The following is a 23,059-nucleotide window of genomic DNA, read 5'->3' on the forward strand; positions in this document are numbered from 1 at the left end:
TACTGCACTGGTAAACGTGCAATCCGACCGTCAAACCCGGACCTTAAGCTCGGCCGTCGAGCCCCGGCATACCCCCGCCGTCGGCCACAGATGACACGCTAAACAGGAGACTCATACATGTCGACGGAAATGGCGCTGTATTTCGCGCTGGCTTGCGGCCTCGCGGCCGTTCTTTATGGCTTCATCCAAAGAAGCTGGATCCTGAGTCAGGATGCGGGCAATGCCCGCATGCAGGAGATCGCCGCGGCGATCCAGCAAGGGGCCGCGGCCTATCTGGGCCGGCAGTACCGCACCATCGGCATGGTCGGCGTCGTGCTGGCCATCGCGATCGCGGTGTCGGGCCTGGGCACGACGACCGCCATCGGCTTCGTCGTCGGCGCGGTGCTGTCGGGCATCTGCGGCTTCATCGGCATGAACATCTCGGTGCGCGCCAATGTGCGCACCGCCCAGGCCGCCTCCAAGGGCATCGGCCCGGCGCTGGATGTGGCCTTCAAGGGCGGCGCCATCACCGGCATGCTGGTCGTGGGCCTGGGTCTGCTGGGCGTGGGTGGCTTCTACATGGCCATCGGCGGCGGGCATGACAGCACGGCGCTCAAGCCCATGCTGGGTCTGGCCTTCGGCTCGTCCCTGATCTCCATCTTCGCCCGCCTGGGCGGCGGCATCTTCACCAAGGGCGCTGACGTCGGCGCCGACCTGGTGGGCAAGGTCGAGGCCGGCATCCCGGAAGACGACCCGCGCAACCCGGCCGTCATCGCCGACAACGTCGGTGACAACGTCGGCGACTGCGCCGGCATGGCCGCCGACCTGTTCGAGACCTATGCCGTCACGCTGATCGCCGCGATGGCGCTGGGCGCGCTGATGGTCACCGGCTCGAGCGCGCTGGCCGGCGTGGTCTACCCGCTGGCCCTGGGCGGCGTGTCCATCATCGCCTCCATCATCGGCTGCTACTTCGTCAAGGCCAGCCCCGGCATGAAGAACGTGATGCCGGCCCTGTACAAGGGCCTGATCGTGGCCGGCGTTCTCAGCCTGATCGCCTTCTTCTTCGTCACCAAGGCGATGTTCCCCGGCGACATTGAGCTGAGCACCGGCGGCACGACCAACGCCATGGCCCTGTTCGGCGCCTGCGCGGTCGGCCTGGTGCTGACGGCGGCCATGGTCTGGGTCACCGAGTACTACACCGGCACCCAGTACCACCCGGTGCAGCACGTGGCACAGGCCTCCACCACGGGCCACGGCACCAACGTCATCGCCGGCCTGGGCGTGTCCATGAAGTCCACCGCCTGGCCGGTGCTCTTCGTCTGCGCGGCCATCTACTCGGCCTACGCCATGGCGGGCCTCTACGGCATCGCGGTGGCCGCCACGTCCATGCTGAGCATGGCCGGCATCATCGTGGCCCTGGACGCCTACGGCCCCATCACCGACAACGCCGGCGGCATCGCCGAGATGGCCGAACTGCCGGCTGCCGTGCGTGACGTCACCGACCCGCTGGACGCCGTCGGCAACACCACCAAGGCCGTCACCAAGGGCTATGCCATCGGCTCGGCCGGCCTGGCAGCCCTGGTGCTGTTTGCCGACTACACCCACGCGCTGGAAGCGCGCGGCATGCATGTCGCGTTTGATCTGTCCGACCACAAGGTCATCCTGGGCCTCTTCATCGGCGGCCTGATCCCCTATCTGTTCGGCGCCATGGCCATGGAAGCCGTGGGGCGCGCCGCGGGTGCTGTCGTCGTCGAAGTGCGCAAGCAGTTCGCCGACGGCGCCATCATGGCCGGCCAGCGCAAGCCCGACTACAGCGCCGCGGTCGACATGCTGACCACCGCCGCGATCAAGGAAATGGTCGTGCCTTCGCTGCTGCCCGTGGCCGCGCCCATCATCGTGGGCCTGACGCTGGGTCCCGCGGCCCTCGGCGGCCTGCTGATGGGCACCATCGTGACCGGCCTCTTCGTCGGCATCTCGATGTGCACCGGCGGCGGCGCCTGGGACAACGCCAAGAAGCTGATCGAAGAAGGCTTCACCGACGCTGCGGGTGTGCTGCACAAGAAGGGCGGCGAAGCGCACAAGGCCGCCGTCACCGGCGACACCGTGGGCGACCCCTACAAGGACACCGCCGGCCCGGCCGTCAACCCGCTGATCAAGATCATCAACATCGTGGCCCTGCTCATCGTGCCGCTGCTGCCGATGACGGCGGGCAGCAAGGCCCCGGAAGCAACGCCGGCTCCGGTCGCCGCGATGGCGGCCAGCGAGCCTGCGCCGGCGCTCGTGACGCCGGCTGCGAGCATGGCAGAGATGCCAGCCTCGGCCGCGTCACAGTAAATCCAGCGTAAACCCGGTAAATAACGGCCCGCTTGCGGGCCGTTCCCACGTCTGGCCACGGCAAAATCGCAGCTCATGGCAAGCATGGCGATCACGAGGCACGAACTGACGCGGCGACGCGAGCAATTGCAGGATCTGCAGCGCTACCTCGCCGTGCTGGAGGCCGACCATGATGGGGCCCGCGCCAAGCTGCTGGGTTTTCGCCTGCGCTACCTCGAGGCGTTAGGCCCCTTGATGCGCGAGCTCGACGAGCTCGAGACCCAGCTCCACCAGGCCACCGCCCTGCTGTCCGAGGCCTTGAAGCGCCAGGGTGTCGACGCGCCGGTGTCGGCCATTCCGCGCACCAAGGCCTGGCCCGACATCCCGGCCTTGCCCGACGCGACGCCGCTGCCGACAGAGCCCACCGGCCCGACCATGGACCTACCGCCGCCCAGCCTGAAGACGCTGTACCGGCGCGCCGCCATGCGTTTCCACCCCGACCTGGCGCCGTCCGGCCCCGAGCGCGAGGTCTGCGAGCAGCGCATGATGGTCGTCAACGAAGCCTATGCCAACAGCGACCGCGCCAGGCTCGAAGCCCTGCTGCTGGCCGCCGGCGAGGCGCCGGAAAAAGTCATCGGCGGCCCGGCGGACGCCGTGCGCGCCTGGCTGGGCCTGTGCGAGCACATGGTGCAGGGCCGCATCCGCGTCGTGCAGGCGCAGACCGCCCTGCTGCACAACCTGCAGATGCACCAGCTGCGCATCGCGGTCGAGCGCGCCGAGACCGGCGGCATGAAGCCGCTGGACATCATGGCCAACCGGCTGCGCGCCCAGATCGGCGAGCGCCGCCAGGAGCTCTACATCGGCGAGCGCGTGGGCACCGATGCCCGCCTGGCGGCGGACTTCCTGCGCAAGCGCTACCAGCGCATGACAGGATTGGGGCTGGGCTGAAGCACAGGCCGGCCCCGGCTTCCCTTATTCGGGATCGTTCTGGGTCTGCGGGTCGGCGCTGGGGACGAAGGCCACCATATTGCCGTTGTTGTCGACAATGGCAAACAGCAGCACCACACCACGCGTGGTGTAGGTATTGGGCGACCAGGGCACCGTCAGGTAGTCGACCCAATCCCCTTTCTCCGACTGCTCGCGCACCGCATAGAGGTAGTTGTAGGTCTGCATGGTGGGGTCGTTGCCCACGGTCTTGACCGCGGCACCCAGCAGGCGCAGGTTCTGGCCACCCACAACCGTCTCACCGAAGTCAAATTCGAGGCTGCCGTCCGCATTGGCGGGCGTCTGGGTGGTCAAGGTGACGCCGGGCGGCACGGTCACGCCATTGCCGTCCACATAGGTACATGCAGCCAGCCCGCCCGCCGTGGAGGTGACGGTGACTTGGTAGGGGGAAACATAGGTCGTCATGAGGGGTCCTGTTGGGGTTGAGAAATCAGCGTTCAAGCTGCTGTTGAAGCCAGCCACGCGCAGCTTGCCAATCGGCGTGCTGGGAAGACGCGGGATCCAGACACTCCTGCACCTGCAGCCAGCGTCGAGTCAAGTCGGCGTTCATTTGCATCCAGCCCTCACGTTGAGACAGCAGGGCGGAGGCCTGGGTGCAGGCGGCCTGGCGGTCACTCGCAGTCGCCGTCGATGCACGCAGCAGGGCGAGATGGACGGCCGTGGCCAGCATTTGCTGGTCACCGGGGCTGCGCTTCAGTGCCGCGTCCAGGCGTTGCTGCAAACGGTCCGGCGACACACAGTCGTCCGCCTGGCAAGCCAGACCGCGTGACGCCTCCAGCAGCTTGACCTGACGCGACAGCGAACTCTCTGGCGGCGCCTTGCCGGGACGCAAGGTCTCGATGCGGCTCAGCAGACGCTGCGCTGCGCGCGCCCGCTCCTGGGCATCGGAAAGATGCAGAGCCTGCCACTCCGCCTCGATATTGATTGCCAGCAGCGCCCACGCCAGGTTGGCGGGGTCGCCACGGGTCAGCGTCTGCGCGGCTTCGCGAGCCTGCCCAAGCAGCGGCTTGCCCGTGCCATCCAGTTCCTGCTGCGTCAGCGCAAGATAGAACTGGATGCTGGCTTCCTTGGCCAGCCAGGCCAGGTCACGTGGGCGCTGCTCGCGCAGCCGGGTTACGCCGCTCAGCGCCGATTCATAGTGGCTGCGCGCCGTGCGCAGCCGGCCCGCACGCGTCAAGGTCGTGCCCAACCAGCTCGCGGTGTCGGCCCAGTTGCTTTGCAGTTCCGCGTCATCGGGCCGCCCCTGCATGGCCCTCTCCTTCAGGGCCAGCGACTCTCGCAAGGCATGGTCAGCGGCGTCCAGCCGTCCCTGACGCAATTGCAGGACCCCCAGGCTGCTCTGGGCGTACGACAACTCCACCAGCGCGTCGATCGAATCCGGCGCAGCAGCCAGCCAGCGCCGCCCGTAGTCGAGGTATTGCTCCCAGGCCCGTTGGGCCAGTTCCAGTTCGCGGCGCTGGTGGTGCACTTCGCCCGTCCAGAAGGCCGCCGCGCCCTGGGCCTTGCGCCAGTCATCCCTGAGTTGAAGGCTGGGTGGGTCGGCATCGAGCAATTGGCTGGCGAGCTTGAGCGGCTCCAGCGCGCCGTCCAGTTCGCGCTTGGCCACGCGCACTTCGGCGATCACGGTCAGGGCCTTGGCGCGCTGCAGGCGCTCCATGGGGCCGGGGGAGCGCCCGCCCTGGTCCAGCTGGCCCAGGGCTTTGCTGCCGATGCTGTCCAGCAACTCCAGGCGCCCGATCGGCCGCAGCTTGTCGGCGAATTCACCCAGCATGAAGCTCAGCGTCTCCTCGGCCTCCTGGCGCTTGATCTGGGCTTCGCGCTCGGCTTCGGCAGCCCGGTGAGCCTGCCAGGTGCTGAACACCGTCAGGCCGACCAGGGCCAGACCGGCGAGGCTGCTGAAGGCGACGGCCCAGCGATGCCGCTGCACGAAGCGGCTGAACACGTAGAGCCGGCTGTCCGGATGGGCCTGGATGGGTTCATGGGCCAGCCAGCGCTGCAACTCGTCGGCCAGGGCCTGGGCGTTGACATAGCGCTCGGTCGGCGACTTCTTCAGGGCCTTGGCGACGATGGTGTCGAGGTCGCCGCGCAGGCGACGCGACTGGCTGGCGATAGAACTGTCATCCTGGCGCGCAGCCACATCCGACAAGCGCTTCGGCACATGGTCCACAACGGCCTTGAGCCGGTCCAGCTGGGTCTGGGTGTCGTCGGCCGTCGGGTGGCTGCCTCCCAGCAGCAGGAAGAGCAGCACGCCCAGCGCATAGACGTCGGTGGCCGTCGTCACGTCGGCCTGCTGCACCTGTTCGGGCGCCGCGAACTGGGGCGTGAAGGCGCTGCCGGCGCGCTGTGTCAACTCGGTGGCGGCCGCACCCTCCTGGGCCTGGCTCGCATCGGCCAGCAGCTTGGCGATGCCGAAGTCCAGCAGCTTCACCTCGCCGTCGCGCGTGACGAGGATGTTGCTGGGCTTGAGGTCGCGATGCAGGATCAGCCGCGCATGCGCGTGGGCCACGGCGGCCAGCACGTCGAGGAAGAGGCGCACCCGGGCCTCGATGTCGAGCTGGTGCTGTCGGCAATAGACGTCGATGGGCTGGCCGTCCACATACTCCAGCACCAGATAGGGCTGCTGGCCCTGGTGCAGGCCGGCATCCAGCAGCCGGGCGATATGCGGGTGGGACAAGCGCGCCAGGATCTCGCCCTCGCGCGCGAAGCGGCCCGCGTCGCCGCGCCCGAACAGGCCGGCCATCAGGAACTTGACCGCCACCTGGCCTTCGAACCGGCCATCGGCACGCCGCGCCAGCCAGACCGTGCCCATGCCGCCCTGCCCCAGCTGGCGCTCCAGCACATAGGGGCCGATGGACTGGCCGGACAGGTCGGGGGGCGGCGGGATGTCGTCCGGCACCGAAGCCAGCGCCTCCTGCCACTGGGCAACGACGGGCTCGCTCAGGAATCCCTGGCTCTGCAGTTCCCGGGCCCGCGCCAGCATGCGTCCCAATTGATCGGCCGCCTCCGGGTCTTCGATCTGCAGTTGGGACAGCCGCAGCTCGCGGGCCGCCAGCGGCAGGTCCAGCAACTCATCCAGCAGAGGGCTCAGCGAGAGCCAGCGTTGCTTGTCCATGACTCAGGCTGCCAGGCTCATCGACAGGAAGAGGCGCGCCTTCTGCCAGTCACGCTGCACGGTGCGCTCGGTCACGCCCAGGGCCTCGGCGATCTCGGGCTCGCGCAGGCCGGCGAAATAGCGCATCTCCACGACCTGGGCCAGGCGGGGTTCGACCTGGGCCAGCTCGTCCAGGGCCTCGTGCACGCGCAGCACATCCTCGTCCGCCTGCGGCAACTGGTCGGCCAAGGCGGTGTCCAGCGTCAGATGGGCTTCGCCGCCACCGCGGCGCTCGGCGCGGCGGGCGCGCACCAGGTCGACAACGACCGAGCGCATGGCCTGGGCGGCATAGGCCAGGAAGTGGCGCCGGTCCGGAAACTCGGCCCCCTGTGAGCCGGCCACGCGCAGCCAGGCTTCGTGGACCAGGGCCGTGGTATCGAGCAGCGTCAGATGACCCGCGTCGCGCACATGCCGGCGCGCCAGGCGCTGCAGGTCGACATAGAGCTGCGCCACCACCTGGTCGGCGGCGGCGCGGTCGCCCGAACGGGCGGCCTGCAGCAGTTGGGTGATGGCTTGCACGGGCGGTGACTCTAACGGTTGGTCACGGTGGCGCAGGGCTTGGTTACGAGCTGGCAAGCAGGCAGAAGCAATTTTTTTGCAGCTCGATGTCGGGTTTGGCGGACAGCCACCGTTTTAAAGGATGAGGAGCGATGGCCCAGCCCGGCCAGGGAGCCGGCACTGCCGGGGCCGCGCCGCCGTCGCGCCTCAACCCATCGTGCCCTCCCACCCCATGGATGCCATGTCCCAGCCCCTGCTCGTCAACAATCTCCCCGCTTCCGAGCGCGCTGGCGCTTTCACCCAGTTGCCGCAGGCCGACTCGGCCGCCGCGTTCGGCCTGCGCGTGTCGCGCCAGTTCGCCCAATGCCGCCGCAAGGGCGAGCAGCTCGCCCTGCTGTGGCTGGAGGTCGAGTTGAAGATGAAGCCAGACGCCAGCCTGGCGCCGGCGGAGCGCGATCAGCTGATCCAGACCGTCAGCCTGCGCCTGCGCAACCGCGTGCGCGGCGCCGACGAGGTCGTGCACATGGGCGAGCAATGCTTTGCGGTGCTGCTGGTGGCAGCCGGCGCCGACGAGGCTGAGCTGGTCGAACAGCGGCTGCGCCAGGCACTTCGAGGCTCCTACGGCGTCGACGGGCGGCTGACGCAGGTCGGCGTGCGCCTGGGCACGGCGGTGTATCCGGAGGCGGGGCGCAATGGCGCCGAGCTGGCGGAGGCAGCGCGCGGGAATCTGTCGGAAGCCGGCGGCGCCTGAGCGCCGCCCCCATCACACCTCCAGCCACTCCTTGCGGATGTAGGCGTTGGCGCGCAGATCGGCCGGCGAACCCTCGAAGACGATGCGGCCGTGGCCCATGACATAGCAGCGTTCGGAGATTTCCATCGCGATGGCCAGCTTCTGCTCGACGAGCAGCACCGCGATGCCGCGGTTCTTCAGCTCCTTGAGGTACTCGGCCACCAGCTCGACGATCTTGGGCGCCAGGCCTTCGGTGGGCTCGTCGATCATGATGAGGTCGGGGTCGCCCATCAGCGTGCGGCAGAGCGTGAGCATCTGCTGCTCGCCGCCGGACAGCACGCCGGCTTCGGTGTGCTGGCGCTCGCGCAGCCGCGGGAACATCTTGTACATGTCCTCGAAGCCCCAGCGCGGCTTTCTGGCACCCGACTTCTCGCCCAGCATCAGGTTCTGGTGCACCGTCAGCTTGGGGAAGATGTCGCGGTTCTCGGGCACATAGCCCAGGCCCATGTGGGCGATCTCGTAGGCCTTGCGACCGACCAGCTCCTGCTCGCCCCAGCGCACCGAGCCCTTGGCATCGACCTGGCCCATGATGGTCTTGACGGTGGTGGAGCGGCCCGCGCCGTTGCGGCCCAGCAGGCTGACGATCTCGCCCGGCTTCACTTCCATGCTGACGCCATGCAGCACATGGCTCTTGCCGTAGAAGGCATGGACGTTGTCGAGCTTGAGGATTCTTCCGGTGCTCATGCTGCCGCCGCCTGTGTTTCTGCGAGCACGGAGCCCAGATAAGCCTCCTGCACCCGCGCATTGGCACGCACCGCGTCGGGTGCGTCGAAGGCGATGACCTCGCCATAGACCAGCACCGCGATCTTGTCAGCCAAGCCGAAGACCACGCCCATGTCGTGCTCCACGGTCAGCAGGGTCTTGCCGACGGTCACGTCGCGGATCAGCTGGATGAAGCGCTTGGTCTCGCTCTTGCTCATGCCCGCCGTGGGTTCGTCCAGCAGGATGACGCTGGAGCCGCCGGCAATGGTGATGCCGATCTCCAGCGCCCGCGCCTCGGCATAGGTCAGGTTCATGGCCAGCACGTCGCGGCGCTTGTCGAGCTTGATCATCTCCAGGATCTGCTCGGTGCGGTCGTTGGCGTCGTCCAGGTCGGCCAGGAACTTCCAGAAGGCATAGCGGTGGCCCAGGCTCCACAGCACGGCGCAGCGGATGTTCTCGAACACGCTGAGGCGCGTGAACAGGTTGGAGACCTGAAAGCTGCGCGACAGGCCCTGGCGGTTGATCTCGTAGGGCTTCTTGCCATCGATGCGCTGGCCGTGCAGATGGATCTCGCCCGAGGTCGGCGCGAAGCGGCCGCTGATAAGGTTGAACAGCGTGCTCTTGCCCGCGCCGTTGGGGCCGATGATGGCGACGCGCTCGCCGGCCTGCACGGCCAGGTTGGCCCCCCGGATGATCTCGCTCTTGCCGAAGCTCTTGCGGACGTCGCGCAATTCAACGGCGTAGGAACTGCTGCTCAAAGCGCTTCCCTCCGCTTGATTTCCTTCTCGATGTCTTCCTGGATCTCGCCCCACTCGTGCACGTACTGGCGCCGCACCAGTTCGAACAGGGCCACGCCGATGACGACGAGGAAGCCGGCGCCGAACCAGGCATCCAGACCCGCGCTGTTCAGCGTCGCACCCATGAACTTCAGCTCCGGTCCGAGGGCCTCGTTGAGCTGGCGGTGGTAGACCATCTCGATCATGGTGGCCGCACCGACGAGGGCCGCCAGCGCCGTGCCGGCCAGGGCCAGATAGGACGTCCACAGCTTCTTCAACTTGCCGAAGGCCGCGACGCGCAGGTTCATCAAGATGAGGCTGGCGAAACCGCCCGGCGCGTACATGACCATGAAGAGGAAGATCAGGCCCAGATAGAGCAACCAGGCCTTGGTCAGCTCCGACAGGAGCACGCCGCAGATGACCATCAGCACCGCGCCGATGATGGGGCCGAAGAAGAAGGTCGCCCCGCCCAGGAAGGTGAAGAGCAGATAGGCGCCGGACCGGGCGGCATGCAGCACATCGCTGCCGTTGACGATCTCGGCATTGATGGCGCCCAGGCCGCCCGCGACGCCAGCGAAGAAGCCCGAGATCGTGAAGGCCATGAAGCGCACCCAGTGGGTGTCATAGCCGATGAACTCAACGCGCTCCGGGTTGTCGCGCACGGCGTTCAGCATGCGGCCCAGCGGCGTGCGCGTCAGGGCGAACATGGCCGCCGTGCAGATGAAGCAATAGACGGCAACGAGGTAATAGACCTGGATCTGCGGCCCGAAGGTGATGCCCATGAAGGGCTGGCCGATGACGCGGTTGCTGGACACGCCGCCCTCGCCGCCCGAGAACTCCGGCAGCATCAGGGTCAGTGCAAACACCAGCTCGCCAATGCCCAGCGTGATCATCGCGAAGGGCGTGCCGGATTTCTTGGTGGACACATAGCCCAGCAACGCCGCGCACACCAGGCCGGCAAAGCCGCCCACCAGCGGGATCAGGCTGACGGGAAGGCCCAGCGTACCCGCCCCGGCCATGTTCAGCGCATGGATGGCGAGGAAGGCCCCCATGCCGCTGTAGACCGCGTGGCCGAAGCTCAGCATGCCGCCCTGGCCGAGCAGGATGTTGTAGGCCAGGCAGGCGATGACGCCGATGCCCATCTGGGTGAGCATGGTCTGCGCCAGGCCCGTCGTCCAGATGCGCGGGGCCACGAACAGCATCAGCGCGAACAGGCTCCAGATGAACCAGCGCCCGACGTTGTGGGGCTTGAAATGGAATTCCTTGGCCTGGCTCATCAATCCTCCCGCGTGCCCAGCAGACCCTTGGGCCGGAAGATCAGGATCAGCACCATCAGCAGATAGGGCAGGATGGGCGCGACCTCGGCCATGGTCAGGCGCAGCAGCGGGTAGCCCGGCGTGCTCGCGGTGACGGTGAAGCCCATGTGGGTCAGGAAAGTGGCGAGCGATCCGTTGATGGTCAGCGGCAGAGTCTGCAGCAGGCCCACGACGATGGAGCCCACGAAAGCCCCGGTCAGAGAGCCGATGCCGCCCACGACGACCGCCACGAAGATGATGGCGCCGATGAAGGCCGCCATGTTTGGCTCGGTCACGATGGTGATGCCGCCGATGACGCCGGCCAGTGCCGCCAGGGCGCAACCGCTGCCGAACACCAGCATCAGCACGCGCGGCACGTTGTGCCCCAGCGCTTCCACCATTTCCGGGTGGGTCAGCGAAGCCTGGATGATCAGCCCCACGCGGGTGCGCGTCAGCAGCAGCCACAGCGCCAGCAGCATCAGCAAGGCCACCAGCATCATGAAGGCCTTGGTGGCGGGGAAGGTCGAACAGTTGGTGGCGGCCGCGCAGATCTCGGGTGAGGCCTTGCCCAGCACCAGCGACATCCCTTGCTGCGCATGGGACACGACGGTCAGGGCCGAGCCCTCCAGCAGCGCCGGCGGCGTGAACGGCACGGCCGTGCGCCCCCAGACGAGTTGCACCAGCTCGAGCACCACATAGGACAGGCCGAAGGTGATCAGCAGCTCGGGCACATGGCCGAACTTGTGCACGCGCCTCAGCGCCAGGCGCTCAAAGCCCGCACCCATCATGCCCACGATCACCGGTGCGAGCAGCAGCGCGGGCCAGAAGCCCACCACACCCACCAGCGAATAGGCGACGTAGGCGCCCAGCATGTAGAAGCTCGCGTGGGCGAAGTTCAGCACGCCCATCATGCTGAAAATCAGCGTCAGGCCCGAGCTCAGCATGAAGAGCAGCAGGCCCGACGACAGGCCGTTCAGCAGGTTGATGAAGACTTGATCCAAGACGGCAGCCGGCAAGGTCTGGGGATCGCGCCGCCACTCAGGGCGGCGCGGCCGTGGCAGGGCTCAGGCGATCAGCCCGGGCGCTTCATCTGGCAGGACGTGGGCGTCGACGACACATAGCTGTCGTACTGTTTGACCGGCGCCAGCGTCATGCCCGTCTTCTCGGGGCTGTAGGGGTATTTGGCATCGGCCTTCTGCCAGACCGAGATGAACAGCGGCTGCTGCAGCTGGTGGTCGGTCTTGCGCATCGTCACTTCGCCGTTGAAGCTCTTGACGGTCAGGCCTTCCAGCGCTGCCGCCACCTTCACCGGGTCGGTGGACTTGGCATTGGCCATGGCCTGGCTCAGCAGCGTGTAGATGTGCTGCACGCTGAGGGTGTACATGTCGTCGCCGAACTTCTTGTTGAACTCCTCGGCATCCTTCTGCGCCTGGCCGCCCATGTTGTAGTGGCTGTAGGCGACCTGGAAGACGCGACCCGCGCCGCCCGTGCCCAGGGCCGTGGGCGTGCCGGTCACGCCGGTGTAGTAGGTGAAGAACTTGCCGTTGTAGCCGGCCTCGTTGGCGGCCTTGACCATCAGCGCCAGGTCGGAACCCCAGTTGCCGGTGATGACGGTGTCGGCACCGCTGGCCTTGATCTTGGCGATGTAGGGCGCGAAGTCGCGTACCTGGGCCAGCGGGTGCAGGTCCTCGCCGACGATCTGGATGTCGGGGCGCTTGCGGCCCAGCATCTCCTTGGCGTACTTGGCGACCTGGTGGCCGTGGGCGTAGTTCTGGTTCAGCAGGAAGACCTTCTTGACGTCGGGCTGGTCCTTCATGAAGGTGGTCAGCGCTTCCATCTTCATGGAGGTGTCGGCGTCGAAACGGAAGTGCCAGTAGCTGCACTTGCTGTTGGTCAGGTCGGGGTCCACCGCCGAGTAGTTCAGGTAGACGATTTCCTTGCCGGGGTTGCGCTCGTTGTGCTTGGTGACGGCATCGCTCAGCGCCAGCGCGACACTGGAACCATTGCCCTGCATGATGTAGCGGATGCCCTGGTCGGCGGCGGCCTTCAGCAGGTTCAGCGACTCGGCCGGGCTCAGCTTGTTGTCGAAGGTGACGACCTCGAACTTCACGCCGGCGGGATTGCTCTTGTTGGTCTTCTCGCCCAGGAACTGGAAGGTCTTGACCTGGTTCTGGCCCACCGGGCCCATCAGGCCGGACAGCGCGTCGATATAGGCCAGCTTGACCGTCTCGCCCTTCTGAGCCTGGGCGGCACCGGCCGCCAGGGCCAGCACGGCGACGGCCGTCAATGCGCGCGGCAGGCGGCGGACTTGGGCCGAAGTGATCTCGAACATGCTTGTCTCCTGTTGTGGCTCTGAATGTGAACGAAAGTTAATCCAGCCCGGCTGCCGCGCAGTCCCGTGCTTACCCCAGACGTTTCAGCTCGTCGGCAACTTGTGCTCGATGAACTGGTCGCGCAGCTTGAGCTTCTGCACCTTGCCGGTGGCTGTGTGCGGAATCTCGGCGACGAAGACGACGTCGTCGGGGATCTGCCACTTGGCGATGCGGCCGTCGTAGAAGGCCAGCAGCTCCTCGCGCGTCAAGGCCGCGTCGGGCTTCTTGACGACGACCAGCAGCGGTCGCTCGTCCCACTTGGGGTGTTTGGCGGCGATGACGGCGGCCTCGTGCACCGCCGGATGGGCCATGGCGATGTTCTCAAGGTCGATGGAGGAGATCCATTCGCCGCCGGACTTGATGACGTCCTTGCTGCGGTCGGTGATCTGCATGAAGCCATCGGCGTCGATGGTGGCCACGTCGCCGGTGGGAAACCAGCCCGGCTCGCCATCCACGCCGACCAGCGGCGACTCGTCATGGTTGTAGTAGCGCGCAATGACCCAGTGGCCGCGCACGACGAGATTGCCCGAGCTCTCGCCGTCCCAGGGCAGGGAGCGGCCTTCGTCGTCGATGATGGCCATGTCGACGCCGTAGATGACGCGACCCTGCTTCTCCAGCAGGCGCTGCTGCGCTTCAGCCGGCAGGTTGAGCTGGCGCGTCGTCAGCTTGGACAGCGTGCCCAGCGGCGACATCTCCGTCATCCCCCAGGCGTGGATGACCTCGACGCCATAGTCCTGCTGCAGCGACTTCATCATGGCGGGCGGACAGGCCGAGCCGCCGATGACGGTGCGCTTGAAGGTCGTGAACTTGAGGTTGTTGGCCTTGACGTAGTTCAGCAGGCCCAGCCAGACCGTCGGCACGCCGGCGCTGAAAGACACCTTCTCGCTCTCGAACAGCTCGTACAGGCTCTTGCCGTCCAGATGCGGCCCAGGCAGCACGAACTTGCAGCCGACGATGGCCGCGCTGTAGGGCAGGCCCCAGGCGTTGACGTGGAACATCGGCACGACGGGCAGGATGACGTCGCGGCTGGAGCAGTCCATCGCATCCGGCAGCGCCGCGGCATAGGCGTGCAGCACCGTCGAGCGGTGGCTGTAGATGGCGCCCTTGGGGTTGCCCGTGGTGCCCGAGGTGTAACAGATGCTGGAGGCGGTGTTCTCGTCGAACTGCGGCCACGTGTAGTCGCCGGTCTCGGCGGCCAGCAGGTCATCGAAGCACAGCAGATTCGGGATGCCTGTGCTGGCCGGCATGTGGGCCCGCGAGGTCATCAGCACGAAATGCTGCACGCTCTTCAGCAGCGGCGCGATCTTCTCGACCAGCGGCAGGAAGGTGGCGTCGAAGCACAGGATGCGGTCCTGCGCGTCGTTGGCGATCCAGACGATCTGCTCGGGAAACAGGCGCGGGTTGATGGTGTGGCAGACCAAGGCCGAGCCCGAGCTGCCGTAATAGATCTCCATGTGGCGATGGCCGTTCCAGGCCAGCGTCGCGACACGGTCGCCGGGTTCGCAGCCCAGGCGTGCAAAAGCCTGCGCGGCCTGGCGCGAACGGCGCGCCACCTCGCGCCAGTTGCTGCGGTGCAGGTCGCCCTCGACCCGCTTGCTGACGATCTCGGTCTCGCCCGAATGCCGCTCGGCGTGCTTCAGCAGCGACGAGATCAGCAGCGGATCCGACATCATCCGGCCCATCAATGCCATGGTTGTCTCCTGGCGGTCTTATCGACCCAGTCTAGTCGCCACTGTGTTGACAGAAACGTCACAACCGCGACCCTCGGACCCCGGGGAAACACCCGGATGAGCGAGGTGAAAGGCCCCCTCACTAAACTGGTGCGATGAACCCCTTCGACGGCCTCGCCTGGACCAACCGTTTCGCTGGCCTGGGGCCCGACTTCTTCACCGAACTGCCGGCCCAGGGCCTGCCCGATCCGCACTGGGTGGCGCAGAGCCCCGACTGCGCGCAACTGCTCGGTTTGCCTGCCGACTGGACGGCTCGCCCCGAGGCCCTCGCCGCCCTGTCCGGCAATGGCGCATGGCCCGGCATGCAACCCCTCGCCTCGGTCTACAGCGGCCACCAGTTCGGTGTCTGGGCCGGGCAGCTGGGCGACGGCCGCGCACTGTGGCTGGGCGAGCTCGACACGCCGAGCGGCCCTCAGGAACTGCAACTCAAGGGCGGCGGCCTGACGCCCTACTCCCGCCGCGGCGACGGCCGCGCCGTGCTGCGCTCGTCCATCCGCGAGTTCCTGTGCTCGGAGGCGATGGCCGCCCTGGGCGTGCCGACGACGCGCGCCCTGTGCATCACCGGCTCGCGCCTGCCCGTCATCCGCGAGACGGTCGAGACGGCGGCCGTCGTCACCCGCGTCGCGCCCAGCTTCATCCGCTTCGGCCACTTCGAGCACTTCGCCCATCACGACCAGCTCGACGCGCTGCGGCGCCTGGCGGACTGGTTCATCGCCCATCACGCGCCCGAATGCGCCAACGACCCCGAGCCCGCCGTCGCGCTGCTGCGCAAGGTGTCGTTGCAGACCGCTGATCTCATCGCGCATTGGCAGGCCGTGGGCTTCTGTCACGGCGTCATGAACACGGACAACATGTCCATGCTGGGCCTGACCTTGGACTACGGCCCCTTCGGCTTCATGGATGCCTTCGACCCGGGCCATGTCTGCAACCACAGCGACGACCGCGGCCGCTATGCCTATGCGCGCCAGCCGGCGGTCGGTTTCTGGAACCTGCATGCGCTGGCCCAGGCCTTTGTGCCGCTGCTCGAAGGCGAGCAGGAAGCCGTCGGCGAGCGCCTGCTCGAGGCCGTCGAGGCCTACCGCGAGCGCTTTGCCAGCCAGATGCTGGGCCGGCTGCGCGCCAAGCTGGGCCTGGAAGGCGAGGACGCCGGCGACCAGGCCCTGGCCGACGACTTCCTGAAGCTGATGGCCGCGTCCAGCGCCGACTTCACGATCACGTTCCGCCGCCTGTCCCGCGCGCCGACCAACCCCGAGCCGCTGCGCGACATGTTCATCGACCGCGAGGCGATTGATGCCTGGCTGGCTCGCTGGCGCGCCCGCGTCACGCCGGGCGCCGAGGCGCGCATGCTGGCCGTCAACCCGGCCGTGGTGCTGCGCAACCACCTGGCCGAGGGCGCCATCCGTGCAGCCCAGCAGAACGATTTCACGGAGACAGCCCGGCTGCTGAAAGTTCTGGGCCGCCCGTTCGACGAACCCGCAGTCCCCAGCGACGCGGCTCTGCCGCCCGACTGGGCCTCCACTCTCGAAGTGTCCTGTTCATCATGAGCCAAGACTCCAGCAAGACCTATCCCGTCCAGAAGAGCGACGCCGAATGGCGCGAGCAGCTGGACCCCATGCAGTACCAGGTCGCCCGTCATGCCGCGACCGAGCGCGCCTTCACCGGCCAGTACTGGGACCATTTCAAGGACGGCCACTACAACTGCATCGGCTGCGGCACGCCGCTGTTCGAGTCCGACACCAAGTTCGACGCCGGCTGCGGCTGGCCGAGCTACTGGGCGCCGGTCAACAGCGAGGTCATCGAGCGCGTGGTCGACCGCAGCCACGGCATGGTGCGGGTCGAGGTGCGCTGCAACAAATGCGGGTCTCACCTCGGCCACGTCTTCCCCGACGGTCCCGAGCCGACGGGAGAGCGTTACTGCATCAACTCGGCCGCCATCGATTTCGTGAAAGACAATCCCGGCGCATGAAGCTGCTGCTCGACTTTCTTCCGCTGATCCTGTTCTTCATCGTCTTCAAGGGCGCTGAAGGCCATGCCGATGCAGCCGCCGCGTTCTCGACCGAGCATTTCGGCTTCCTCGTCTCCGGCGGCGTCGTCGGCGCCCAGGAGGCCCCGGTGCTGCTGGCCACGCTGGTCGTCATGATCGCCACGCTGGTGCAGGCCGCCATCCTGAAGCTGCGCGGCAAGAAGATCGACCTGATGCTGTGGATCAGCCTGGTGCTGGTCGTCACGCTGGGTTCGGCCACGGTCTGGTTCCACAACGAGACCTTCATCAAGTGGAAGCCCACCGGCCTGCATTGGGCGATGGCGCTGACGTTCTGGATCTCCCAGGCCTGGTTCGGCAAGAACCTCATCCAGTCCATGCTGGGCGCCGAGCTGACGCTGCCGGACGCCATCTGGCTCAAGCTCAACCGCGCCTGGGTGCTGTTCTTCGCCGTCATGGGCGTCGTCAACATCTATGTGGCCTACAACTTCTCGACCTCGGCCTGGGCCAACTTCAAGGTCTTTGGCGTCACCGGGCTGATGCTGCTGTTCACGCTGCTTCAAGGCCTCTACCTCGGCAAGCACCTGCCTCCCGAAGAGGACAGCAAGCCGTGATCAGCGCCGAGATCGAGACCCGCCTGCGCGCCGAACTGGCGCCGCTGGAACTCCACATCCGTGACGACAGCGCCCAGCACGCCGGCCATGCCGGGGCCCGCGAAGGCGGCCACTTTCATGTGGCTGTCGTGTCAGATCGCTTTACAGGTCTGCAAAGATTGGCCCGGCACCGCCTCGTTTATCATTGTTTGTCCGACCTGATGCAGCGCGGCATCCACGCGCTGGCCATCGACGCCCGTGCCCCGGGTGAACCCTGAAGCAGGTCGAGCGTGATTGAAGAACCGCGCGCCCGGCACCGGGCGCGATTTTTTTAGCCTGACTCACATTCCCCACCCATGAAGAAGCTTGCGCTCGCCGCCGTCGTCGCGGCCACCGTTTCGGCACTGGTTCCGGCCGCTGCTGTTGCGCAGAACGTCGCCACCGTCAACGGCAAGCCCGTGCCCAAGGCACGTGTCGAGACGCTGATCCAGCAGGTCACCAAGAGCGGCCAGCAGCAGCGCTCGCCCGAGCTGGAAGCCCAGGTCAAGGACGAAGTCGTCCGCCGCGAGATCTTCATCCAGGAAGCCGAGAAGCGCGGCATCCCCCAGGGCGCCGACTACAAGGCCCAGATGGACCTGGCCCGCCAGATGCTGCTGATCCGCGGCCTGATGGAAGACTTCAAGGCCAAGAACCCCGTCAGCGACGCTGAAGCCCAGGCCGAGTACGAGAAGTTCAAGGCCGCCAACGCTGGCAGCGAATACCGTGCCCGCCACATCCTGGTCGAGAAGGAAGAAGACGCCAAGGCCCTGATCGCCCAGATCAAGGCCGGTGCCAACTTCGAAGAACTGGCCAAGAAGAACTCCAAGGACACCGGCTCTGCCGCCAACGGTGGCGACCTGGACTTCGCCAACCCGAACAACTTCGTGCCCGAGTTCAGCAAGGCCATGGTCGAGCTGAAGAAGGGCGAGATGACGCAGGAGCCGGTGAAGAGCCAGTTCGGCTATCACATCATCAAGCTCGAAGACATCCGCGCCGCCACCTTCCCGGCCTTCGACGACGTCAAGGCCCAGATCAAGCAGCGCATCGAGCAGCAGAAGATGGCCGAGTTCCAGGACGGCCTGATCAAGAAGGCCAAGACCGACTACACCTTCAGCAAGTAAAGCGCAGCGCGCACTTGTCGCAAGACCCGCTCCGGCGGGTCTTTTGCCATCTGGACCCGAAAACACCATGTCCGACGCCCTCAGCACCCGCCTCGTCCATGCAGCCGGTGGCGACCGCCCCTCCGGCGGCGTCCACCCACCCGTCCACCCCTCGGTGCAATACGCCTACGAGAACGTGGAAGACCTGATCGGCGTCTTCCAGGGCAAGGTCAAGGGCAGCTTCAACTACGCCCGCCAGGGCACGCCGACGACGGCGGCGCTGGAGGCCGTCATCACCGAGCTGGAAGGCGGCACCGGTACGGTCAGCTTCGCCACCGGCATGGCGGCCCTGAGCGCCCTCTTCCTGACCCTGCTGAAGGCGGGCGACCATCTCGTCACCAGCGCGCGCGTCTTCGGCAACACCAACAGCCTGTTCCAGACGCTGGAAGGCTTGGGCATCGCGGTCAGCCGCGTGGACGCCGGCGATGTCGAGGCCGTGCGAGCCGCGCTGCGGCCCGAGACCCGGCTGGTCTTCGTCGAGACCATCGCCAACCCCAGCACGCGCATCCCCGACCTCGAGGGCATGGGCGCCCTGTGCCGCGAGCGTGGCCTGCTCTACGTCGTCGACAACACCGTCACCTCGCCGGCCCTGTGCCAACCCAAGCGTTTCGGTGCCGGCCTGGTCATGAACTCGCTGACCAAGACCCTGGCAGGCCATGGCGAGGCCCTGGGCGGCGCCATCACCGACACAGGCTGCTTCGACTGGTCGACCTATCCCAACATCTTCCCGGCCTACCGCCAGGGCGACCCGCGCGGCTGGGGCCTGCAGCAGATCCGCAAGAAGGGCCTGCGCGACATGGGCGGCACCCTGTCCAGCGAGGCGGCGCATCGCATCCTCGTCGGCGCCGAGACGCTGACCCTGCGCCTGCAGCGCAGCAGCGAGACCGCCCTCACCCTGGCTCGCCATCTGGCCGCCCACCCGGCCATCGCCCAGGTCCACTACCCGATGCTCGAAACCCATCCCGAGCACGCCAAAGCCAAGACCTGGTTCGGCGGCAACGGCTCGTGGATGATGAGTTTCGAGCTGCGCGACCCGGATCGCCTCGTCGAGGTGCTGAACCGGCTGCGCCTGCCGCTCAAGGCCACCGGTCTGGCGGACACGCGCACGCTGATCATCCCGGTGGCGCCGACAATCTTCTGGGAGATGGGCCGCGAGGCGCGCGCCGCCATGGGCATCGCCGAAGGGCTGGTGCGGCTGTCGGTGGGCCTGGAAGCGGCTGAAGACCTGATGGCCGATTTCGACCGGGCGCTGGCCTGATCAGACGGCCAAGCGGCCGGCCTCGATCTTCAACTGGCGCTCGCAGCGCGCCGCGATCTCGCGGTCGTGGGTGACCAGCACCAGCGTCGTGCCGGCCTCGCGATTCAGCTCGAACATCAGCTCCATCACCGAAGCGCCGGTCGCGAAGTCCAGGCTGCCTGTCGGCTCGTCGGCCAGCAGCAGGGCCGGGCGCTGCACGAAGGCACGCGCCAAGGCCACGCGCTGCTGCTCGCCGCCCGACAGCACGCGCGGGTAATGGCCCAGGCGCTCACCCAGGCCGACACGGGTCAGCATGGCCGCGGCCTGCTCACGGGCGTCGCGGGCTCCGCGCAACTCCAGCGGCAGCATCACGTTCTCCAAAGCCGTGAGATTGGGCAAGAGTTGAAAGCTCTGGAACACGAAACCCAGCTCGCGGGCGCGCACCGCGGCGCGCTCGTCCTCGTTCAGCGTGAACAGGTTCTGGCCCCGCAGCTTCACGGAACCGTCGCTGGGCGTGTCCAGACCGGCCAGGATGGCCAGCAGCGTGCTCTTGCCGGAACCCGAGGCGCCGACGATGGCGACTGATTCCTGCGCGGTCAGCTCGAAGCTGATGTCATGCAGAATCGTCAACTCCCCGGTCGCGTCGCGCACGCGCTTGGTGATCTGGTCAACTTGAACAAGGGCTTCGGGCATGTCGGGACTGCGGCGGCGATGGGTGTTGGCGCACTTTAGCCTGGGGGTGATGGCCGGCTGGTCGTCAGGGGTCGCGGCTGCTGCCGAGGCGCCGGTCGTGCTGGTCGTCGGCGACAGCCTGTCGGCCGAATACGGCCTCAAGACCGGTGACGGCTGGGTGGCCCTGCTGCAGAAGCGTCTGGCGGAACAGAAGAAGCCCTACCGCGTCGTGAACGCCAGCATCAGCGGCGACACGACCTCGGGCGGCCGCAGCCGGTTGCCGGTGGCCCTGCGCAGCCACAAACCGGCCATCGTCATCCTCGAGCTCGGCGGCAACGACGCCCTGCGCGGCCTGCCGCTGTCCAGCACGCGCGACAACCTATTGACGATGGCGCGAGCTGCTCAGGAGGCCGGCGCCAAGGTGGTCATCGCCGGCATGCAGGTACCGCCCAACTATGGCGCCAGCTACGGCAAGGAATTCGAGGCCGTGTTTGCGCAAGTGGCCAAGGATTCGCGCGCGAGCCTCGTGCCGTTTCTGCTCAAGGGCGTGGCAGACCGGGCCGACGCCATGGACTGGTTCCAGGGTGACCGCATCCACCCGCTGGCCAAGGCGCATCCGCTGATGCTGGACAACGTCTGGCCGGCGTTGAAGCCGCTGTTGTAGCGCGCGTTACCGCTCGTTCTGCCGCTTCTCGTCGCCGCGGCGCTCCTTGGCCGGGCCGTCCTGGCGGCCGCGCTGCGGGCCTTCGTCACGCGGCTGGGCGCGGGGCTGGGCCTGAGGTTGCGGCTGCTGCTGCGGCACCTGGACACGCGGCGGCTCAGCCTGCCGCTGGGGCTCGGGCTGAGGCATGCGGCGCTGCTGTTCACGCTGCTGCATCTCGCGTTGCTGCTGCTCGCGTTGCTGCATTTCGCGCTGCTGTTGCTCACGCTGCTGCTGTTGCTGTTGCTGCATTTCCCGCTGCTGCATGTCCTCGCGGCGCTGCTGCATCTCGCGTTGCTGGGCTTCACGATGCTGGGCGTCGCGTTGCTGCATTTCACGTTGCTGTTGCATCTCGCGCTGCTGGGCTTCGCGCTGCTGCTGCTGCTGCTGTTGTTGTTGTTGTTGCTGCTGCTGTGGCTGGGCACGCCAGGGCATGTTGTCGCCACCGCGCTGCGGCTGCTCGAAGCCAGGCCGCTGCTGAGGCGTCTGCGGCTGCTGAACCACCGCCGGCACGGCCGGCTGAACCACGGCGGGCATGGGCGCCTGCGGCTGGGTTTCGGGTCCACGGCGCACCGGCACCTGGCCTTCGCTTCGCCAGCCCATATTGGGCTCGGGGCCGCGCGGCGTGCGATGCGGCAGATTGCCTTCGGCGGGCCGCGTCGGGGCGGCGGGCAGCACATTGGCCAGATCACCGCGACCGGGCGCCACGGGCAGCGGGCGCGCCCAACCCGGCTCGGCCTTGCGATCGGGACCGCGCACCGGCAGGGGCTGGATGGCCGCGCCGGGCGCCGGCAGCACGCTGACCGCCGTCGGCACGTCACGATAGCGGTGCGGGCGCTGCACGGTGACCGGGTCACGCACATCCCGCGGGTCGTTGACGCGGTTCACATAGCGCGGGCTGTGGTGATAGCCCGGCACAAACACCTCGCGCGGCGCCAGCGGGTACCAGCCAAAGCGCGGCGGTGCCGGACGGCTGCCGACGCTGATGCCCACGCTGACCGAGCCGCCCCCCACCCAGCCGACCAGAGCCGGGGCATAGACGGGGCGGTGCACATAGGGGCCTGGCGCCCAGCACCAGCGGCCACCCCAGCTGACCCAGCGGCCGTAGTGGAAGGGCGCGAAGCCCCAGGGGGCGTCGTCCACCCAGGTCCAGCCCCAATGACGCGACCAGGCCCAGTGGCCATAGCGGTAAGGCGCCCAGTCGGCAACAGCGACGGTCGTAGGGATCCAGACCGTGCCGTAGTCGGGCGCGGTTTCCCAGCGGCCGTAACGGTCCAGATCCTCGGCACCTGTCATCTCAGGCGACACATAGCGGGCCACCGGGCGCTCGCCCTCCTCGCGGCTCTCGGCCAGCACCCAGTCACCAAAGCCGTCGCTGAACAAAGGCCCACGCTCGGCGCGCGGGCCGTCCGGCCACCAGAACTCGGCCTGCTCACCGGTACCCAGGGACACGGGCGAGGCGCCCCGCGCCCATTCGAAGCGCAGCCGCCCTTGCCACACATAGGCCTTGGTGCCACGGTCCAACTGCTCGACGCGGTACAGGCCCTCGCGCTCCGGCTGCACCGTGCCTTCGCGGGTGCGCAGCCGGGTCTCGGCGGCGTTCTCGGGGTTGCGCAGCCGCAGGGCGACGTCGCCGCGGTCGATGTTCAGCAGGGTCTGGCCTTCGTCGAGCTGGCTCAGCTCGACGTCGCTGCGCTCGTCGACCCAGATGGTCGTGGAGCCGGCACGCAGGCTGACGCGGCCACGGTCGTCGGTGCGCACCCGGTCGCCCTCGCCCACCGTCTGGTTGCGCGTGAGGCGGGTCCATTCGCGGCTTTCGTGGTCGAACAGCCAGGCGTCGCCGACAACGTTGACGACGCGCGCCGCGCGGGTGGGCGGGTCACGGTCGGCGTCCTGGGCTTTCACGGCCGGCGCGATGGCGATCAGCAGCGTCAGGGCCAGCGCGCGCCAGCGGCTGCGGTTCAGGACAAGCTTGGATTCGATGGACGTGGTCATGAGCTGATGCTCCTTTACGCCTGCGCAACGCACAAGCCCGCGGTGAGGTGCACCGCATTTACAAGTGTTTC

21 protein-coding genes are annotated in these 23,059 nt (G+C 67.5%); 10 read left to right on the forward strand and 11 right to left on the reverse strand.

What is annotated here, in order from left to right:
- Nucleotides 1-117: 117 nt before the first annotated feature.
- Together ACS5PN_RS08825 and ACS5PN_RS08830 are read left to right on the forward strand one after the other, a co-directional pair.
- Entirely contained in the window at nucleotides 118-2,313 is a 2,196-nt protein-coding gene (locus ACS5PN_RS08825) for a sodium-translocating pyrophosphatase (protein WP_439463542.1), read from the forward strand.
- Nucleotides 2,314-2,397: 84 nt separating this feature from the next.
- Nucleotides 2,398-3,240 (forward strand): hypothetical protein, encoded by an 843-nt coding sequence (locus ACS5PN_RS08830; protein WP_439463543.1) that lies wholly within the window; start codon nucleotides 2,398-2,400, stop codon nucleotides 3,238-3,240.
- 24 nt (nucleotides 3,241-3,264) lie between these two features.
- On the opposite strand, the gene ACS5PN_RS08835 is transcribed toward ACS5PN_RS08830, so the two are convergent.
- From ACS5PN_RS08835 to ACS5PN_RS08845, 3 genes are read right to left on the reverse strand one after another with little or no spacing between them, the layout of a single operon-like run.
- Complete coding sequence (locus tag ACS5PN_RS08835; RefSeq protein WP_439463544.1) at nucleotides 3,265-3,702, reverse strand: hypothetical protein; 438 nt, start codon at nucleotides 3,700-3,702, stop codon at nucleotides 3,265-3,267.
- Between the two features lie 25 nt (nucleotides 3,703-3,727).
- Nucleotides 3,728-6,409 (reverse strand): protein kinase domain-containing protein, encoded by a 2,682-nt coding sequence (locus ACS5PN_RS08840; protein WP_439463545.1) that lies wholly within the window; start codon nucleotides 6,407-6,409, stop codon nucleotides 3,728-3,730.
- 3 nt (nucleotides 6,410-6,412) lie between these two features.
- On the reverse strand, nucleotides 6,413-6,967 hold the full coding sequence (locus ACS5PN_RS08845) for an ECF-type sigma factor (RefSeq protein ID WP_439463546.1): 555 nt from the start codon (nucleotides 6,965-6,967) through the stop codon (nucleotides 6,413-6,415).
- A gap of 220 nt (nucleotides 6,968-7,187) precedes the next feature.
- Here ACS5PN_RS08845 and ACS5PN_RS08850 point away from each other — a divergent pair, with 220 nt between their 5' ends.
- The gene (locus tag ACS5PN_RS08850) at nucleotides 7,188-7,697 is read left to right on the forward strand and encodes a diguanylate cyclase domain-containing protein (RefSeq protein ID WP_439463547.1); all 510 of its coding nucleotides are present in this window, start codon (nucleotides 7,188-7,190) and stop codon (nucleotides 7,695-7,697) included.
- Between the two features lie 12 nt (nucleotides 7,698-7,709).
- Here the strand turns inward: ACS5PN_RS08850 and ACS5PN_RS08855 are convergent, their stop codons facing one another.
- The 6 genes from ACS5PN_RS08855 to ACS5PN_RS08880 form a co-directional block, all read right to left on the reverse strand.
- The gene (locus ACS5PN_RS08855) at nucleotides 7,710-8,420 is read right to left on the reverse strand and encodes an ABC transporter ATP-binding protein (RefSeq protein WP_439463548.1); all 711 of its coding nucleotides are present in this window, start codon (nucleotides 8,418-8,420) and stop codon (nucleotides 7,710-7,712) included.
- A complete protein-coding gene (locus ACS5PN_RS08860; protein WP_439463549.1) occupies nucleotides 8,417-9,196 on the reverse strand; it encodes an ABC transporter ATP-binding protein in 780 nt (259 codons plus the stop codon). Before ACS5PN_RS08860 ends, ACS5PN_RS08855 begins: the two co-directional genes overlap by 4 nt.
- Nucleotides 9,193-10,491: a branched-chain amino acid ABC transporter permease gene (locus tag ACS5PN_RS08865; RefSeq protein ID WP_439463550.1), complete on the reverse strand. Its 1,299-nt coding sequence runs from the start codon at nucleotides 10,489-10,491 to the stop codon at nucleotides 9,193-9,195. The genes ACS5PN_RS08860 and ACS5PN_RS08865 overlap by 4 nt, the downstream gene beginning before the upstream one ends.
- The gene (locus tag ACS5PN_RS08870) at nucleotides 10,491-11,453 is read right to left on the reverse strand and encodes a branched-chain amino acid ABC transporter permease (protein WP_439463710.1); all 963 of its coding nucleotides are present in this window, start codon (nucleotides 11,451-11,453) and stop codon (nucleotides 10,491-10,493) included. Before ACS5PN_RS08870 ends, ACS5PN_RS08865 begins: the two co-directional genes overlap by 1 nt.
- 128 nt (nucleotides 11,454-11,581) lie before the next feature.
- Complete coding sequence (locus tag ACS5PN_RS08875) at nucleotides 11,582-12,841, reverse strand: branched-chain amino acid ABC transporter substrate-binding protein (protein ID WP_439463551.1); 1,260 nt, start codon at nucleotides 12,839-12,841, stop codon at nucleotides 11,582-11,584.
- Between the two features lie 84 nt (nucleotides 12,842-12,925).
- Entirely contained in the window at nucleotides 12,926-14,572 is a 1,647-nt protein-coding gene (locus ACS5PN_RS08880) for a 3-(methylthio)propionyl-CoA ligase (protein ID WP_439463552.1), read from the reverse strand.
- A gap of 134 nt (nucleotides 14,573-14,706) precedes the next feature.
- Between ACS5PN_RS08880 and ACS5PN_RS08885 the strand changes: the two genes are divergently transcribed.
- The 6 genes from ACS5PN_RS08885 (at nucleotide 14,707) to ACS5PN_RS08910 (ending at nucleotide 19,642) form a co-directional block, all read left to right on the forward strand.
- The gene (locus ACS5PN_RS08885; RefSeq protein WP_439463553.1) at nucleotides 14,707-16,155 is read left to right on the forward strand and encodes a protein adenylyltransferase SelO; all 1,449 of its coding nucleotides are present in this window, start codon (nucleotides 14,707-14,709) and stop codon (nucleotides 16,153-16,155) included.
- A complete protein-coding gene (gene msrB / locus ACS5PN_RS08890) occupies nucleotides 16,152-16,577 on the forward strand; it encodes a peptide-methionine (R)-S-oxide reductase MsrB (protein WP_439463554.1) in 426 nt (141 codons plus the stop codon). Before ACS5PN_RS08885 ends, msrB begins: the two co-directional genes overlap by 4 nt.
- Nucleotides 16,574-17,206, forward strand: coding sequence for a septation protein A (locus tag ACS5PN_RS08895; protein WP_439463555.1), 633 nt, complete (start codon nucleotides 16,574-16,576; stop codon nucleotides 17,204-17,206). The genes msrB and ACS5PN_RS08895 overlap by 4 nt, the downstream gene beginning before the upstream one ends.
- On the forward strand, nucleotides 17,203-17,463 hold the full coding sequence (locus ACS5PN_RS08900) for a BolA family protein (protein WP_439463556.1): 261 nt from the start codon (nucleotides 17,203-17,205) through the stop codon (nucleotides 17,461-17,463). Before ACS5PN_RS08895 ends, ACS5PN_RS08900 begins: the two co-directional genes overlap by 4 nt.
- 78 nt (nucleotides 17,464-17,541) lie before the next feature.
- Nucleotides 17,542-18,345 carry a peptidylprolyl isomerase gene (locus ACS5PN_RS08905; RefSeq protein ID WP_439463557.1) on the forward strand — a complete coding sequence of 268 codons (804 nt, stop codon included), beginning with the start codon at nucleotides 17,542-17,544 and terminating at the stop codon, nucleotides 18,343-18,345.
- Between the two features lie 67 nt (nucleotides 18,346-18,412).
- A complete protein-coding gene (locus ACS5PN_RS08910; RefSeq protein ID WP_439463558.1) occupies nucleotides 18,413-19,642 on the forward strand; it encodes a cystathionine gamma-synthase family protein in 1,230 nt (409 codons plus the stop codon).
- Here ACS5PN_RS08910 and ACS5PN_RS08915 read toward each other — a convergent pair whose 3' ends face one another.
- The gene (locus ACS5PN_RS08915) at nucleotides 19,643-20,314 is read right to left on the reverse strand and encodes an ABC transporter ATP-binding protein (RefSeq protein ID WP_439463559.1); all 672 of its coding nucleotides are present in this window, start codon (nucleotides 20,312-20,314) and stop codon (nucleotides 19,643-19,645) included.
- Between the two features lie 49 nt (nucleotides 20,315-20,363).
- On the opposite strand from ACS5PN_RS08915, the gene ACS5PN_RS08920 reads away from it, so the two are divergent.
- Nucleotides 20,364-20,957, forward strand: coding sequence for an arylesterase (locus ACS5PN_RS08920; protein WP_439463560.1), 594 nt, complete (start codon nucleotides 20,364-20,366; stop codon nucleotides 20,955-20,957).
- Between the two features lie 6 nt (nucleotides 20,958-20,963).
- Here ACS5PN_RS08920 and ACS5PN_RS08925 read toward each other — a convergent pair whose 3' ends face one another.
- The gene (locus ACS5PN_RS08925) at nucleotides 20,964-22,988 is read right to left on the reverse strand and encodes a DUF6600 domain-containing protein (protein ID WP_439463561.1); all 2,025 of its coding nucleotides are present in this window, start codon (nucleotides 22,986-22,988) and stop codon (nucleotides 20,964-20,966) included.
- Nucleotides 22,989-23,059 lie beyond the last annotated feature (71 nt).

Origin of the sequence: Roseateles sp. NT4, from assembly GCF_051857475.1 — a bacterium.
GTDB lineage: Bacteria > Pseudomonadota > Gammaproteobacteria > Burkholderiales > Burkholderiaceae_C > Pelomonas.

What these genes read in the sequence shown, in the direction of transcription:
- ACS5PN_RS08825 (WP_439463542.1), top strand. Translation starts at nt 118, where the DNA reads ATGTCGACGGAAATGGCGCTGTATTTCGCGCTGGCTTGCGGCCTCGCG.
- ACS5PN_RS08830 (WP_439463543.1), top strand. Translation starts at nt 2,398, where the DNA reads ATGGCGATCACGAGGCACGAACTGACGCGGCGACGCGAGCAATTGCAG.
- ACS5PN_RS08835 (WP_439463544.1), bottom strand. Translation starts at nt 3,702, where the DNA reads ATGACGACCTATGTTTCCCCCTACCAAGTCACCGTCACCTCCACGGCG.
- ACS5PN_RS08840 (WP_439463545.1), bottom strand. Translation starts at nt 6,409, where the DNA reads ATGGACAAGCAACGCTGGCTCTCGCTGAGCCCTCTGCTGGATGAGTTG.
- ACS5PN_RS08850 (WP_439463547.1), top strand. Translation starts at nt 7,188, where the DNA reads ATGTCCCAGCCCCTGCTCGTCAACAATCTCCCCGCTTCCGAGCGCGCT.
- ACS5PN_RS08855 (WP_439463548.1), bottom strand. Translation starts at nt 8,420, where the DNA reads ATGAGCACCGGAAGAATCCTCAAGCTCGACAACGTCCATGCCTTCTAC.
- ACS5PN_RS08865 (WP_439463550.1), bottom strand. Translation starts at nt 10,491, where the DNA reads ATGAGCCAGGCCAAGGAATTCCATTTCAAGCCCCACAACGTCGGGCGC.
- ACS5PN_RS08870 (WP_439463710.1), bottom strand. Translation starts at nt 11,453, where the DNA reads ATGCTGAGCTCGGGCCTGACGCTGATTTTCAGCATGATGGGCGTGCTG.
- ACS5PN_RS08875 (WP_439463551.1), bottom strand. Translation starts at nt 12,841, where the DNA reads ATGTTCGAGATCACTTCGGCCCAAGTCCGCCGCCTGCCGCGCGCATTG.
- ACS5PN_RS08880 (WP_439463552.1), bottom strand. Translation starts at nt 14,572, where the DNA reads ATGGCATTGATGGGCCGGATGATGTCGGATCCGCTGCTGATCTCGTCG.
- ACS5PN_RS08885 (WP_439463553.1), top strand. Translation starts at nt 14,707, where the DNA reads ATGAACCCCTTCGACGGCCTCGCCTGGACCAACCGTTTCGCTGGCCTG.
- msrB (WP_439463554.1), top strand. Translation starts at nt 16,152, where the DNA reads ATGAGCCAAGACTCCAGCAAGACCTATCCCGTCCAGAAGAGCGACGCC.
- ACS5PN_RS08895 (WP_439463555.1), top strand. Translation starts at nt 16,574, where the DNA reads ATGAAGCTGCTGCTCGACTTTCTTCCGCTGATCCTGTTCTTCATCGTC.
- ACS5PN_RS08905 (WP_439463557.1), top strand. Translation starts at nt 17,542, where the DNA reads ATGAAGAAGCTTGCGCTCGCCGCCGTCGTCGCGGCCACCGTTTCGGCA.
- ACS5PN_RS08910 (WP_439463558.1), top strand. Translation starts at nt 18,413, where the DNA reads ATGTCCGACGCCCTCAGCACCCGCCTCGTCCATGCAGCCGGTGGCGAC.
- ACS5PN_RS08915 (WP_439463559.1), bottom strand. Translation starts at nt 20,314, where the DNA reads ATGCCCGAAGCCCTTGTTCAAGTTGACCAGATCACCAAGCGCGTGCGC.
- ACS5PN_RS08920 (WP_439463560.1), top strand. Translation starts at nt 20,364, where the DNA reads ATGGCCGGCTGGTCGTCAGGGGTCGCGGCTGCTGCCGAGGCGCCGGTC.
- ACS5PN_RS08925 (WP_439463561.1), bottom strand. Translation starts at nt 22,988, where the DNA reads ATGACCACGTCCATCGAATCCAAGCTTGTCCTGAACCGCAGCCGCTGG.